Source organism: Desulfofustis glycolicus DSM 9705, from assembly GCF_900130015.1.
Classification (GTDB): Bacteria; Desulfobacterota; Desulfobulbia; order Desulfobulbales; family Desulfocapsaceae; genus Desulfofustis; species Desulfofustis glycolicus.
The window spans coordinates 14,752-29,253 of the sequence record NZ_FQXS01000041.1 but is presented as its reverse complement, the minus strand read 5'-3'; the positions used below and the strand labels follow the sequence as shown (position 1 = coordinate 29,253).

Sequence of the window (14,502 nt, the reverse complement as noted above, 5' to 3'; positions counted from 1 at the left end):
CTTTACCGGCGTTGACGATAGCGCAGCTCTATCGCAGTCGCTGGCAAATCGAACTGTTTTTCAAATGGATCAAGCAACACCTCAGAATAAAGAGCTTTTTCGGTACATCGGAGAACGCAGTAAAATCACAAATCTGGATTGCGGTCTCAGTATACGTGCTGGTCGCTATCATGAAAAAGCAGTTCGACTTGCAAGAAAGTCTCTACACAATTTTACAGATTTTGAGCGTCAACGTTTTCGAGAAAGTACCGTTTTATCAATTAGTTACTGAAAGAGATTACAATCAAGAGACCAGGTGCCCCAATAAGCAACTGAATTTATTCGATTAACAATCGGACACTAGTGATTTGAAATTATTACTTTCCGTAACAATGTGACGATTGTTTGAGTGGACATAAATCACAAAACTATTTCACTTTAAATGCCTTCCGTGTATTCATCGTCATAATTGTCTGGCAATTTATGTTACTCGGACATCAGGTGTTTGTAACAAAGAATCAAAGAGCGATCTCGCAGAATGGTAACTACAAAATTCTTTTAGATTGCGAAAACGATCACGTCGTAACTCTGGCAGGTTTTGTACTGTTCTTTTAACAGCCTCGTAGAAATTTTCATAGCTTGTCCCGCCAAAAGTAGTTCCGGCGCCGTAGACACATAACTGGTCGGAAAGCCATGTGTTTTCTGGAACCACGACGATTTTTCCTCGTGAGAGTGCATCTATGAACATCCCTGAGGTCTGCACTGGATATTCCTCCTGCGAGTGTGGAATGAGAAGTATATCGCACTTGTCCAACAGTGAAACGTATTCAGATGGTGACAAGTAGTTGATGAAATTCTCAATGCGCTCTTTCCTGCTGAGCAAATCTCTAAGGTTTTCTGCATTTGACGGATCTGCGTTAAAAATGTTATGACGGACACATAGTTTGACATTGATCAAATCTGTGGAGCAGAGGAGATCATAGTAAAGCCGGCAAATGAATGGATATCCTTGCTTAACATGTGTGTAACCAAGAAAGCCTATGATTACCTGTGATGTTAGCTTTCTCTCTTCTTCAGATACTTCTACAGGTTTGCCTTGAGTTAAAGGAATGGGAATAAGAGAAATAGGCCTTTCGAAATATGGTTCATAAATATTACGGATGCGTTCTGAGTCGGCACATAGGAATATTTTTTGTCCGAGATCGCGTTTCTCGAGTTCCAGGCCAAGGAAGGACAATGTCTTTATATATCCAGCACAGTCAACCTTACGGGCAAAGCCGTTATCAACATAAAATAAATTGAAGTAACAGCTGATATTTAAATCATGAAAAAGGGGGTCATTTAGCACCTCAACCAATGAAGGGAGGTATGCCGGATGTCCTGTATACATGAACAGTACAATTCGACGATTCTGCAACCCCTCACTGATGATCCTTCTACAGACGAGATGGAGTTTTGATGCAAATGCGGTTATTGCAAAATCAAGCTCGTCGGGATGCTGAAGAACAGCCCCTAAAAAAGCGGGGCGGATAAAGAGGGGTGTTAAGTTATGGATCGAGGCTATATCATTTGGGACAGAGCGATTAACCATATGCCAGAATTCGACCCCTCTACGGTTTGCCTCCAACCGTAACTGCGTGCCGTAATTTTCATAATGCCCGATACCGTCGAGATAGCCGGGATCAATAAAAATAAACAGTTCTTTTCCTATCATATATGAGCTTAAATGCCTCAAGTAAAATAATTAGAAATACGTTTATTGTTTTCAAAAATGTGTCTTACTCAGACTAATTTCGTGGCCTACCAATATTTCTTACTATTGTCTTTCATAAGATGACTAAGAATCTAACATTCGATCCATTAAGGGAGTGACGTAAATTATAATTGATTTTGAAGTGACCTGTCCTGATTTAAAAATTAATCGAAACGACAAAGTAATTTAGAAATTTTTCCAAATTGTAACCTTCCATCATCCACCTTGATCATCCTTACAAATGGTAAATTACTTCTAGGTTATCGACTGATAATATAACACCATTTTGACATGGAGCGTATTATTGTTTTGTTCCGATATGCATTTTCATTATATTGAAAAACCATTCTCAATAAATTGGTAGATATTTCTACTTCCTTGTAGATAAGAATTAATTGACCACGATATATTGTTTAATGTGAGTCTTGAATTTAATGATTTTTGTTTTTTTGAATTTCGTAAGACGTCTTTAATAGATAGGTATGATTTTGAGTACTGATTTTCATTTATTTTGTAGCAATTGGCAGTTTGTAATACTATCAAATATATCCAAATATTGTATGGCAAAAATGACCATGGCCATCGATTGACATAGTCAATATACTTTTCAGTATCTATTTGAACATTGTTATCTATTATATTGTGCAGGTAATCGCAAAGAATTGCACAAGGATTATATAATTCTCGTGCTTGTTGGAAACTGATTTCTTTACCTTTTGAACTAACATCAAGTGCTTTTTTTATTTGTCCAGAGAATGCTAGAGTCATGGAAAACTCAAAGTGTGCTATCCAAAGCAAAAATGATTGAGCATTCCTAATGCCTATTGCATCATTAAAAACCTCATAACACTTATTACTATTTAAAAAACGAAGAGTTACCGCGTACTCAGTCAAAAGGTAGCAAACCTGATCATCTGACACCAATGAACCCGCAATCATTTTTTTTGCTAGAGTTCGGGCGGCATCATGTTGCCTAACCATATTAAATAATTTAACTTTCCAATAGCTATTTAAAATTGATGGTTTATAGCATTTGCTCTCCAGGTTTATGCAATTTTCAGCCTTACCGTACTGACGTAAACATATATGCGTTATCGCCTTGTATGTATAGAAATTAGGACAGGTTAATCGTTTGCCTTCGGCAAAAGCGAAAATTCTGGCGGCGGTACTAAAGGAGCCCAGGCGATTGTGCGTCATTCCTAATGAGCTGAGCGGCTCTGCGGAATTTAGATCACGCCATTTGACCTGTCCGACAAGGTATTGTGCCTTTTTTTTTCTACCCTGCAATAGCAGGTCATTCGATGCTTTGATTACACTATTTGCTATCTCCGGAATCGAATACCGGCCAGCGGGAAGGCTCTTCAGCAGACGATCAATTTCTCCTTTACGGTCAAGAAGCGTCAGCACACGGAGCAGACGTGCAAGTAGATGTTCATGACTTCTATTTTCAGAAAGGAGATAATGTACCGAATCAAAACTCTCCGTAAGTGCTTGAGCGGAAGTCACATTTCCCTGATTGAGGTGAATTTCAGCAGCATGGCACACATCAACAGGCATATCGAGCAGGGGAAGCAGAGATAGGATAATGGAGGCCTCTTTTTGGCGAAGTGTAGACTTTGATAGGCGCATTGCAATGTTGTAGAGGCCAGTTGATGTGAGTGGCGAAGAAAAGTAAATCATCTTTTTAATACTTGATTAAATTTAGTACATTATGTCGTGGTCTTCCGGATTACTCCTCACAGTTGGTGACGCCCTAAAACAGAGTCATTGACTGTGAACCTTAAAGACCTCCGGGTGATAGGCCCTGATGGAAGCCGCGTAGTAATAATCAATCCAATCGGTAACTATTCCGGAATGGGTCATGAGCACAGGGGTTGGGGTAATTAGGGTCGGATCTCTTAACAAGTCAAAATAACTAGCAAGACAGAGAGATCCGTCGTACGCATATGCTTCTGGAAATTGCTGACGGCCGTTAATAGACTGGTGGTCTTGCTTTTTAAAAAGGGCTAAGCCTGATTCCCTGATCTCCCAAGTTGCCTTAGGTGGTGAAAATACTTCCACAGAATCATATTCTCCTAATTCTGGAAGCGTGGAAATGATGCAAATAATTCCGGACCAGTGGCTTATCCTAGAAACAAGCTGCTTTTCTATTGGTTCATGAGCAAATATGTCGAAGCTCTCTTCAAAAAGAAGCCCATCTTCTGAAAATGGCAAAAATTGAAGAATGTAATCTCCCTTGCTTTCCAGAAAATTAAGAGTGACTAATAGAGAGTCCGTTTCGTGGTAGGCATGGACTTCAAGAGATATTTGTCTGTAGTTTTTTCTCGGGATCAACACTGGCAGCGTTCTGGAAAAACACAATCTATTGTTTCCTTCAGAAATTTTATTAAAGTCAATAATCATGCAGTCAATAAAAATCGAAAATGCATGATATTGACAAGGTGGATCCAGACATGGTGCTAGACTGACCACGCTGGTTTCCGGAGACCTTTCGAAGACATTAATGGCATGACGGATGAGTTTCGGAGTGAGAAGCAGGTTACGGTGATCAAGGATGAGCAGTCCATCTCCAGGTTTGGCACAGAACTCCATAAACTGAGAGACTATTTTCCAGGTGTCTGCCAAGGTATAGGAATGAAGGATGTCGACCGGTTGTATGAGGTGCCGAAAATCCAAGCTGAGATCCTTTGCCATGTTTTTGATATTATTATCCGAAGAGCATACCAAAAAGTGATCAACTTCCGAAATTTCTTTGCATGATGTTAAGAAGTCGTGGATGCAGTCATACCCTTTCGAAGAATTCCACCAGGAGCTTTTTCCTGGAAAAATAGGAAGAACTGAGAATATCATTGTTAAAATCCAAAATCGAAGAGACCTGCTTTAATGACCGATTCAGCCCAAAGCAGGTCAGTAGGACAATCTATATCAATGAGCATGCATTTATCAGTTATCTTATGGAAATAATGCTTTCCATTATTCCCCTTATGATAGGCCTTGAACAACGGATACTGGCGGTAGTATTTTTTCCAATATGGAATATTGTTCGGAGTAGCTAAAATATTATTTAATTTATTGTTTTCCAAAACGAAAAGCAATTGTGGGTCGCATCTGATTTCCTTTACGGTGGAAACACTGCAATATCCTTTAAAAAGAATATTAAGCATTTCATCAATAAAAGATGGTGTTCGAAAAGGAGATGTTGGATAAAGGTGCACAAACACTCTATCGTTTCTGCCAAGTTTCGAAATAGTGTATGCAAATGCTTCACGAAGACTGGCTGTGTCTGTCGCATATTCCTTGGGGCGCAAGAATGGAACCTCAGCCCCCCAGGCTTTAGATATCTCAGCTATCTCCTCATCTTCAGTGGAAACTACCACCCTATCAACGAGCTGCGCATGTTGTGCGGCCTGAATAGAATAGGCAATCAGTGGCTTGCCTGACAGTTCAACAATATTTTTGCGTGGTATCCCTCTCGACCCACCTCTGGCCGGAATAATCGCAATGACTTCAGGTTTCTTCACATTTTGTTGTAATAACAGTTTCTCGGTATTCAAGATACTCTCACTAGATATTTACCACTCAAATATTCCTATAAAAATCTTCCAATATTTGTACAACGTGCCGTTCAGTCCAGTGTTTTTCCATAAAAGCACGGGAGAATCGGCCAATTGAGTAACGCAACTCACTGTCATTAATCAATTTGCGAAACACATTTCGTAACTCTTCCGCGTCATGTGCCACTTGCCAGGGTAGTTCATTAGTTCCGGTAAATTCCTTGATACACCTTATATTCCAATCGTCCAGACCAGCAATCACCGGCTTTCCTTGACTTAGGGATTCTAACGATGAAATACCGAACCAACCCCTCATGTGGTCGAAGACAATGTGACAATTTCTCTTCAACTTTAGACATTGAACGTGTGGTATTCGTTCAATAATTACCATCTTGAGATTTAGATGTTCGGTGGCCAATTCTTGAATAATTTGAGTAAATATATCGGTATGTTTATGATACTTGCGCGTTGGTGCTTGGCAGATTCTAATTGATGTTTGCAAAAGAGTAGGATCGTAGCGAGGAAGATAGTGAACATCGTTAATAGGAACGATATTTGGAATCCAAGTGGCATTGTCAGCAATTTGTAATAGGTCAGGAGTGCTAACAATAACTTTCCTCCCAAGCTTTCGGTACTTTTCATTGTACTCATTGATGTTGATGATATAATCAGGATGTCCATGATGATGATGAATAATTTTTTTCCCTCGTATGTAGTCTCTAATGAGAAGAGGTCCAAGATGTGAATTTTCGTCACGCAGAAGATGAAAATGTATGATGTCAGCATTTTTAATCAGAAATTCAACTTCATCGAAATCATCATCTTTGATGTCAGGAAAATGAATATCGGATTCATATTCGAACCCGTACATCTCAGTGGTCGTAATTAATCGACAAGTATGCTCACTATAACGATTTATAGCATTTGTAAAAGCGATGCCCATACCTGCAGGGTCATTGTTCGTTATCATCACAATATTCATGAACGAATTATGCCTTTTAGGGTTTCTATTGAAACGTTCAAGTATTAAAAATTTGTTTTCCAACCATCTATTTTAAACTTTCAAATATCCTGAATCAACAATATATTCCAAAGCTCTCACAAATCCTTTTCCATTATCCAAATGTCCCCTCCATATTTCTGGAACCCATGTTCCTTGGAATCCTGCTAACATTGGAAGGATTTCATCCATCGCAATATCTCCTTCACCAAACTGTACTCCCTCGCCATCGAGACCGTAACCATCTGCTAGATGAAGGTGACTAGCAAACGGCAATAATGTGTAAACCATCTCTTTTAGACTCTGATTCCTTGCATTACAAAACAGCGCCGCGTGGGAGAGATCAAAACAAATGCTCACATCATTTCTACTACAAAATTCACAGATTTCTTCACTTTCCATGAAATAGTTGCCCTTCCATTGCCCTCCGAAATACCAGGGATATGGCGGGAGATTTTCAAGCAGAAACGTAATTGCTTCAGAAGCCCATTTCTTTCGGATTTCTGCGAGAGACATATCGAGGTTCTCTCGCAATTTTCGTTTATCTAATTTTGCTTGCAGACTCATAGCACCCGGATGCATGATAATTCTCGGAATGCCATTAAAGTGTTTTGCAATCTCAAGCGTAAGCGAAACGCTTTTATCTACAAGGGCTATGGAAGCTAGGCGTATTTGTTCATTGTTCGAACAGAGATCAAATAATTTATCACCTAGATATTCCGGAACATGAACTACCAATTGACAATCCAGATGTCGGTGAGGGGCGAATGGGATCTGAAAATCCTTTTCTGCAAGATGAAATTCTATGACTTTCGGCTTATACGGCAAGAAAGCCTGGTAGTCTGAAAAGCGGGCTATCAACCCCCAGTTTCCCAACTTTGAGGTATCAAATCCACTACTCTGAGTATCATTAATATCATCCTCTTTAAATAGCGTGCTTTCCTTAATGGTTCTCTTTGCTGTTTTTCCCAACAATTCGCCCTTTCTATCTGGAGGCAAACCTTTTCCCGGGCCTTTTATTGTGACACACTTCTCTGAGATGACTTCGCCAGGGTATAACGTTCGCGTGGCCACGAGACTTTTACCAAATATCTCGCGGTTCAACACTTCGCCGCGCAACATGAAGCGCTTTTCTTTTCCTATCGCCTGGTCGGCAAGCCGGATATCGCGAATCAATCTTTTGAGTTCATAAGGCTCCAGACTCACCTTATGGTCTGGCCCCTTGTCTTTTTTATTCAAGGTGATGTGTTTCTCTATGACTTCTGCACCCATGGAAGCAGCTACCAGGGCAATGGTAATGCCGATTTCATGTCCGGAGTAGCCAACCGGCACGTTGTACTGCTTGAGTCGGTTGATCATGCGCAGGTTCACCTCACGTGGCCACACCGGATAAACACTTCGACAGTGCAACAACGCAAATGATGCTTCTGCCTTGATGAGCGTCTTGACCGCCTGATCGATTTCCGCCCAGGTCGACATGCCGGTGGAAACGATCATCGGCTTTTTGAAAGCGGCAACCTGCTCGAGCAGAGCAGAATTGGTTAAATCGGCCGAAGCGATCTTGAAGGCTTTGGTATCGAGGCTGTTAAGAAAATCTGCGCTTACAGGATCAAACGGTGTACAGACAAAGGTGATGTTGCGTAGATCACAATAGGCTTTGATTCGGATAAAGGCGTCATCTGAGAGTTCTACTTCCTTCAAGATAGGGATCATATACTGGAACCCCTGCTCGAACCGCTCGGGGTGATCCAACACCTCCTGCGGATAAATTGATGGAAGATCTCGTTTCTGGAATTTGACGGCATCCGCCCCGGCATCGATGGCAGCATCGACAAGTTTGATTGCCGCCTGTTCATCGCCGTTATGGTTGATGCCGATTTCGGCAATGACATACGTCGGCTGATTGGGCCCGATCTTCTTGCCGTTAATGGAAAATTTTCGCGTCATGTTGAATTTTTAAAGAGAGGCGAGCTTAATCAGTTTAACGTTTTGTGATTCCAAGCTGCGGATAGATTCATAGATCTCATCCTGCCTGGCAAAGGATGAAATAACCACGCTGTCAAATTCAATTTCTTCCAATAATGCCGGATCCTGGATCATCTGTGAGCCTATCACCTGCCCCCATTTCCCTTTGTTGTTATCGACAATGGCTACAATTTCGACATGGGAAAACGATTCCAACGCGCTGCAAACGAGTTGAGCAGTATCCGCCCCGCCGAACAAAACCACCCGATGACTGCCGTTGCCATTGAGGTGCCCTAGCAACTTGGTGATAATCTCTTGACGCGCCTGGCTGTAGAGTTGGACGATTTCTGCTGAACAATTCATCAGCAGATTCATTAGCCGACTTTTTCCTGCTGCTGTAAGGTGATATTCTTTGTCGCGACGGTTTCGCTCGAGCATCTCCACGATCCCGTCTTTGCGCAGCGTTTTGACATAGCCGTTCACCATGGCACCGCTCAAGCCGGACTGTTCGGCAATCTCTTGTTGACTGATCTCTGAGTCGTGTAAAACGGCCAGAAGAATGGCCAGCTCCCGGAACTTTGTGGTCGGCAGAAAAAATGAAGAGCGTTTTAGATCTATCATGAAAGGGGTATCCTCGGGCAATGATGCCACTATCATTCACTCACTGAATGAATTAAATATTGTATCGGTGGAGAAGTCAAATTTCTTCAGCTTTTTTTCAGGTTCTTTTTTGGAACATATTTCCTTTGCCGGCAGCACTTTCTTGCCAACGTTGCCCGTTGATGCTATTATCCATTGCCATCGTACCGGTACTAATGGATAATTGGATCGCTTGCCGGTTTGCGCCGGATAGACGCGAATCTCTCAGCTACGCGGGAGCACCATGATTGCATCGCCTGACATCCTGACCGATGTCCCGGACGCCAAGCCGGTTCGGGTTTTTCTGCCGATCGCCGGCAGCAAGGAGCGCTATCGCGCCTGCGGCGTCTATCAGAAGACCGAGCCGCCCCGTTTCAACCTGCTCTTTAAGGCTGGCGTGCTGCCGGCCGATGCGCTCGATGTCAGTATCCCCTGTCTGATTATCATCGATATGGGCGGGCCCAACATCTCCGTGGAGGCGATGATTACCGCAGCTAGCGACCAGAAACTGGAGATGATCGTGCAGAAGACCATCAGCCACGATCAGATGCGCGAGTTTTTCCGGGTCGACGCCGCCACCCAGGTGATCAGCAAATCGTTTCAGCCAGAGCTCTTCGGCAAAAAGGAGACGCCCTGGTCGAAGCAGGGCACGACCATTGACATCAGCGGCAGCGGCATCCTTGCCGCCTTTCCGGGCAAGGTGCCGATGGACGAGCCGATCCGGCTGGAAATCACGCTTCCCACCGAACCGCCGGAGCTGGTCAAGGTATTGGCTCACCCGGTTAGGGCGGTGCAGATCGACGATGACCGCTGGGAAGTCGCCTTCCACTTCGACGACATCAGTATTGAAGACCGGGACAAGATCATCGGCTGCTGCCTGGTGATCCAACGCCGCCTGCTCCGCCTCAAGGTGCAAGTTCGCGATATCGCCAAATAGGTTACGCCCGGAGAGTGAGCGCCGTGTCGAACTCGATCATCAATATCGTCAGGTCAATCAAGGACAGCGAACTGGCCAAGTTGCGCATCACCGGCAGTGACGGCGAGATGATCCATCTCGACTGCATCTACAAGGAGTCGGAGGCGCCGTTTTTCTTTCTCGTCTTTGCGCCGCAGGCTATGCCGCGCGATCTCGAGGTGAGCCAGAAGTGCTCGGTGGCGATCACCAGGAGCAGCGGGACAGAGGAACCGGTCACCCTGAGCGCCGCTATCGAGTCGTTCAAGGGCGATCGCTCGCTGGAAATGCGGGCCCTTGATACCATCGATCCGGTCAGCCTACGGGAATACTTCCGGGTCATGGTCTCCACACCGATCGTCGCCTCCTTTGAGCCGAGCAGTGAGAGTTCGAGGCAGCGGCCGTGGCAATTTAACGGCATGACCGTCGATCTCTCCGGAACCGGAGTCTTGGCCGTCTTCCCCAACGAATTTGAAAACAAGAACAACATCTTTCTCGATATTACCCTTCCCGACTCCGACAAACGGGTCGACTGTATCGCTCATGTGGTCAGGACTAAAAAGCTGCGCAAGAGCCGCTACCAGATTGCCCTGCATTTCGACACCATTACTCGGAAAAACCGTGATTGCATCATTACCGCCTGTCTCCAGGAACAGCGACGGCAGTTGCGACTGCGCATGGAGAGCATGTAGACGGCTGCCGCCTGTCGCGAACCCGCTGCCACCTCGGGCACCAGGAACACGCCACGGCGGTGTAGTAAAGAAGGTCTTCTTTTTGGTCGATACGATCGTATGAGCACGATCACGCCCCTCTCCTCGATACCGCCGCTCGGCTCGTATACCTCGCGGCAGGGAACCGGCAGGCCGGACAGTCAGGTTGCACCGCCGACCGGCGAGATCCTCAAGGCGATGGTGCTCGAGGCCCGTTCCGGCGAACGCTACCTGCTGGAGATCGCCGGCAATCGGCTGCTCGCCTCGTCGCAGGCGCGCTTGACCCCCGGTCAGCAGCTGCAGCTCCAGGTGGTCAGTACACAGCCGCAGGTCGAGCTGAAGATCGTCTCCGATGTGTTCAGTGCCCTGTCCGGTCGGTCGCTCGTGCTGCTCGGCAGCACGCTCGACCTGAGCGCCCTGTTTGCCAGTCTGACCAAGGGAGGTTCGGAGGGCGGGGCGCCGTTTTCCCGGCTCAGCTCCAGCTCCGGTGAAACGCTGGCCTCCTTCCTACCCCAGGGCATGCAGGCGATCATCAACAGCCGGGAGGGCGGCGAGTTTTTGCGCACCTTGTTCGACCGGCTCGGCCTTAACCTGGAGAGTCTGCTCGCCCAGGGCGGCAAGGAGCAGGCGGGCCAGACCCTGAAAGCGGCCTTGCTGGAAATCGCCCACCTCTTTCAGCATTCCGAGCGGATCAGCGAGCAGGTCGGCAAGCTGTTGGCGACCCTGGAACTCTTCCAGCTGGCCCAGTTGCAACTGGGCCAGGAGCGGTTTCTGATCTTTCCGCTGCCGCTGCCCTTCCTCGACCAGGGCTATGTACTCGTCGAGCAGCAGCCCGAAGGGGAAAGCGGTGGTGAAGGGGAAGCCGGCGAGCACCATTTTTCACTGCACCTGAGCCTGACCGGGCTCGGCCACCTAAGGATCGTCTTTCTGCTCAACCAGGAGGGCTTGTTTATCCGCTTTCACCTCGAATCAAAGGAAAAGGCGGCCTTTGTCGCCGGTTTTGAAGAACAGCTCAAAGAGGCGCTGACCGGTGCTCCGCTCGTCTCGGTCAGCTTTTCCGACGGCGCCGACGATCCGGCCAGTGAACTGGTGCGCCGCCTCTTTCCCAGTGAGCAGACAATCCTCGACACAACGGTGTAACCGATGGAAACTCCGGGCGGTAGACAGGACAAGGCGGTCGCGCTGCTCTACGACAAGAAGCAGTCGGACGCCCCGCGGGTCGTTGCCACCGGCAAAGGACTGGTCGCCGAGAAGATCATCGAGACCGCCCGCGAGGCCGGCGTGCATATCCATGAAGATCCGGACCTGGTCGAACTGCTGGCCAAGATCCCGCTCGGCCAGGAAATCCCGGTGGAACTCTATCAAACCATCGCCGAGGTATTGGCCTTTGTCTACCAGATTAATGAGAATTTCAAACAGAAGGTATCGACTCCGTAGTCGGTTGCTGCTCCTGCTGGCGGTATTGGCCCTGCTGCTGCCGGCGGCCTGCAGCGAGGAGCAGGGACCGGAAGCGATAGCCCGGAGCTTTGTCGCCGCCAGCAAAGAAGCCGTGCAAGAGCGGCGGCTGCGCGACCTGCGCGATCTGATCGCCGAGGAGTATGCCGACCCTGCCGGGCGCACGGCCCAGGACGTGCTGGCGGTGGCCGCCGGCTACCTGATGCGCAACCGCTCCGTGCATATCTATACCCGGCTGCAGGCGGCGACCGAGCAAGACGGCAGGATTCAGGCCACGGTGCTGGTGGCGTTGGCCGGCCGGCCGATCAGCGATGTATCGATGCTACCCTCGATCAACGCCGATCTCTACCGTTTTGAATTGGAACTGGTCGAGCAGGAGGGAGACTGGCAGCTGGCCAGCGCAACCTGGCGGACGGCGCTGGTCGATGATTTCTTTGCGGACTGAGCGGCCGGGGCTTACTTGAGCTGCCGCTCCACATCGTAGGCCCGCTCTTTCGAGGAGACCCCGGAAAACATCGATTTTTCCAGGAAGATCATGATATAGAGCAAGGCCACGGCGAGCACGATCAGGCCGACCAACTGAAAGAGCAGTCTTGGCTTTTTCAGGTAGAGCAGTACGATCGCCGCGGCCAGGATCAGCGCGGCAACCCAGTTGCCTATGAAAAACGAGACGATCTGCAGAAGATAGTTCTCAATCGCTTGCATTGTTATTTCCTTTAACCAAACTCACTCTTGAGGGTGCCCGGCCTTTTCCAGAACCAGCCTGGCAAGAATTTTGGCCGTATCCAGGCTGGATTGCTCGTCCCCCATCGTCGCCTGGACGGTTATATAGACGTCCTGATCCAGCACGTGCAGACCGGCACCCAATTTCAACCCGGAGCCGCCCCAATAGGCGGTTTCCCCGATCCCGGATGCGTCCTGGAGACCGTCAAGAAAGCTCATGTTATTGGCAAAAAGTGACGAGGCGTCCCAGTTTGTACCGGCCTTCGCCGCCCAGTCCGAGCGCACCATCTGCAGCTGGGCGAACCTGATCTTCAAGCCGGCCGGGATATCGAAGTAGCAGACACTCTGGCCCATCGGGTTGGCCGGGTGGGACTCGACCTCGCCGACGGGTGCGCCCATCACCGCGGCCACCTCGTCCCGAGTTAGATAATCGCAGGCGTGATCGCCTGCAGCGTAGGCGGAGTTAACCGCCGCGCCCAGCAGGAGATGAACGGAAATAACAGCAGCGCCGACAATCTTCCTCAGTGGAATGCTCGCTGCGACGTTTTGAGCGATAGCTGTCGTCATGTCCCTCCCTCCTTTGTCAAAAGCGTGAATGCCGATCGATGACACCTCTCTGCCGGGATACCGGTTCCACATGTCCAGCACCGGTGGCAAGCCCGATGCTGTGGATCCTATCCGAGCGTCACTCGGTTTCGACCATTGTCCTTGCTCTCATAGAGTAGTTCGTCGGCCCGTTTGACCAGGGTTTCCATGGTATCTCCGGGCCGAATCACGGTCGCGCCGATGGAGACGGTTACCTGCAGCTTCTGATCGTTCTGGATCAGGTAGTTGCGCTCTATCAGCAACCGCATCCGCTCGGCCTGGTAGAGGAGATCCTTGCCGGTGATATTGCGGATAATACCGATAAACTCCTCTCCGCCCCAGCGCCCGAAGAGATCGAACGGCCTGGAATTGACGACGAAGGTTTGGGCCACTGCCTTGAGCACCTCATCGCCGACGGCGTGACCATAGGTGTCGTTGAACTGCTTGAAGTGATCGATGTCGAGAAAGAGCAGACCAAACGGTACTGCCAGGCGGTCAAACTCGTGGAGCCGGTTATCTATTTCCCGCTCCAGATAGACTCGGTTGGCGAGCCGGGTCAGACCGTCAAGCAGCGCCAGTTGCTCCAGTTCGGCAATGCGCTGTTGATTGACCTGGATCGAACTCAGGTCGGTGAACAGCTCTATGCCGCCGATCACCCGCCCCTGTTCGTCCACCAGAGAGTTGACGCGCACCAGCACCGGAACCCGATGACCGTTTTTATGATGCAGGAAGACTTCTGCCTCACGCTCCTTGCCGTCGTTGATGGTGGCGGCCAACGGGCAGGTACCGAGACATAGCACGCACCCTTCACTGTCGACATGGGTCAGGATATTGTCGGCGCAGCTCTTGCCGATCACCTCGGCGGCACGATAACCGGTGATCCGCTCGGCGGCCTTGTTCCAGTAGGTGATAATCCGATCGGCATCGACGAAATAGAGTCCGTCATGGAGATTATCGATGATCCGGGCGTAAGAGGATTGATCGAGCTTCATCATAACGGCAAATCCCCGGGGATTCTGAGAGAAAAATTTATTTGGCAGATAGAAGGATTATTCCACACAATGGTGCAAATTGCACGAAATGGTGGCAGAAGTACGCCTCTGCCGCAGCAACCGCTCGATAACCGTTAAATTTTCCCGCCCTGCTTGACGATACACCAAAAAAAAAGGTAGCATGATACTACCAGT

17 protein-coding genes are annotated in these 14,502 nt (G+C 48.0%); 7 read left to right on the top strand and 10 right to left on the bottom strand.

Annotated elements, in window-relative coordinates; all coding sequences use genetic code 11:
* The coding region (locus BUC26_RS20725) for a transposase (protein ID WP_143166110.1) at positions 1–329 on the top strand (329 nt) is incomplete at its 5' end.
* Positions 330–460: 131 nt separating this feature from the next.
* Here BUC26_RS20725 and BUC26_RS20720 read toward each other — a convergent pair.
* The 7 genes from BUC26_RS20720 to BUC26_RS20690 form a co-directional block, all read right to left on the bottom strand.
* A complete protein-coding gene (locus BUC26_RS20720; protein ID WP_073379136.1) occupies positions 461–1,693 on the bottom strand; it encodes a glycosyltransferase family protein in 1,233 nt (410 codons plus the stop codon).
* A gap of 369 nt (positions 1,694–2,062) precedes the next feature.
* Positions 2,063–3,412 carry a hypothetical protein gene (locus tag BUC26_RS23200; protein ID WP_143166109.1) on the bottom strand — a complete coding sequence of 450 codons (1,350 nt, stop codon included), beginning with the start codon at positions 3,410–3,412 and terminating at the stop codon, positions 2,063–2,065.
* 84 nt (positions 3,413–3,496) lie between these two features.
* Positions 3,497–4,582 (bottom strand): hypothetical protein, encoded by a 1,086-nt coding sequence (locus tag BUC26_RS23195; protein WP_161949908.1) that lies wholly within the window; start codon positions 4,580–4,582, stop codon positions 3,497–3,499.
* A 2-nt stretch (positions 4,583–4,584) separates the two neighbouring features.
* Positions 4,585–5,286: an acylneuraminate cytidylyltransferase family protein gene (locus BUC26_RS20705; RefSeq protein WP_073379132.1), complete on the bottom strand. Its 702-nt coding sequence runs from the start codon at positions 5,284–5,286 to the stop codon at positions 4,585–4,587.
* A gap of 25 nt (positions 5,287–5,311) precedes the next feature.
* Positions 5,312–6,268 carry a glycosyltransferase gene (locus BUC26_RS20700; RefSeq protein WP_073379131.1) on the bottom strand — a complete coding sequence of 319 codons (957 nt, stop codon included), beginning with the start codon at positions 6,266–6,268 and terminating at the stop codon, positions 5,312–5,314.
* Between the two features lie 72 nt (positions 6,269–6,340).
* On the bottom strand, positions 6,341–8,233 hold the full coding sequence (locus BUC26_RS20695) for an N-acetylneuraminate synthase family protein (protein ID WP_073379130.1): 1,893 nt from the start codon (positions 8,231–8,233) through the stop codon (positions 6,341–6,343).
* A gap of 9 nt (positions 8,234–8,242) precedes the next feature.
* Complete coding sequence (locus tag BUC26_RS20690; protein ID WP_073379128.1) at positions 8,243–8,872, bottom strand: winged helix-turn-helix transcriptional regulator; 630 nt, start codon at positions 8,870–8,872, stop codon at positions 8,243–8,245.
* Between BUC26_RS20690 and BUC26_RS23665 the strand changes: the two genes are divergently transcribed.
* The 6 genes from BUC26_RS23665 (at position 8,871) to BUC26_RS20665 (ending at position 12,452) form a co-directional block, all read left to right on the top strand.
* Entirely contained in the window at positions 8,871–9,074 is a 204-nt protein-coding gene (locus BUC26_RS23665; RefSeq protein ID WP_161949907.1) for a hypothetical protein, read from the top strand. The two genes, BUC26_RS20690 and BUC26_RS23665, sit on opposite strands and share 2 nt — an antisense overlap.
* 60 nt (positions 9,075–9,134) lie before the next feature.
* A complete protein-coding gene (locus BUC26_RS20685) occupies positions 9,135–9,827 on the top strand; it encodes a PilZ domain-containing protein (protein ID WP_073379127.1) in 693 nt (230 codons plus the stop codon).
* Positions 9,828–9,850: 23 nt separating this feature from the next.
* A complete protein-coding gene (locus BUC26_RS20680; protein ID WP_073379126.1) occupies positions 9,851–10,534 on the top strand; it encodes a PilZ domain-containing protein in 684 nt (227 codons plus the stop codon).
* Between the two features lie 99 nt (positions 10,535–10,633).
* Entirely contained in the window at positions 10,634–11,692 is a 1,059-nt protein-coding gene (locus BUC26_RS20675; protein WP_073379124.1) for a hypothetical protein, read from the top strand.
* Between the two features lie 3 nt (positions 11,693–11,695).
* Positions 11,696–11,989, top strand: coding sequence for an EscU/YscU/HrcU family type III secretion system export apparatus switch protein (locus BUC26_RS20670; protein ID WP_073379123.1), 294 nt, complete (start codon positions 11,696–11,698; stop codon positions 11,987–11,989).
* Positions 11,955–12,452, top strand: coding sequence for a hypothetical protein (locus BUC26_RS20665; RefSeq protein ID WP_143166107.1), 498 nt, complete (start codon positions 11,955–11,957; stop codon positions 12,450–12,452). The genes BUC26_RS20670 and BUC26_RS20665 overlap by 35 nt, the downstream gene beginning before the upstream one ends.
* An 11-nt stretch (positions 12,453–12,463) precedes the next feature.
* Here BUC26_RS20665 and BUC26_RS20660 read toward each other — a convergent pair whose 3' ends face one another.
* The 3 genes from BUC26_RS20660 to BUC26_RS20650 all read right to left on the bottom strand — a co-directional run bounded on the left by BUC26_RS20660 (position 12,464) and on the right by BUC26_RS20650 (position 14,310).
* Positions 12,464–12,712, bottom strand: a complete 249-nt coding sequence (locus tag BUC26_RS20660; RefSeq protein WP_073379120.1) for a hypothetical protein — start codon at positions 12,710–12,712, stop codon at positions 12,464–12,466.
* A gap of 21 nt (positions 12,713–12,733) precedes the next feature.
* Complete coding sequence (locus BUC26_RS20655; protein WP_073379119.1) at positions 12,734–13,297, bottom strand: hypothetical protein; 564 nt, start codon at positions 13,295–13,297, stop codon at positions 12,734–12,736.
* Between the two features lie 107 nt (positions 13,298–13,404).
* Positions 13,405–14,310 carry a diguanylate cyclase gene (locus tag BUC26_RS20650; protein ID WP_244155919.1) on the bottom strand — a complete coding sequence of 302 codons (906 nt, stop codon included), beginning with the start codon at positions 14,308–14,310 and terminating at the stop codon, positions 13,405–13,407.
* Positions 14,311–14,502 lie beyond the last annotated feature (192 nt).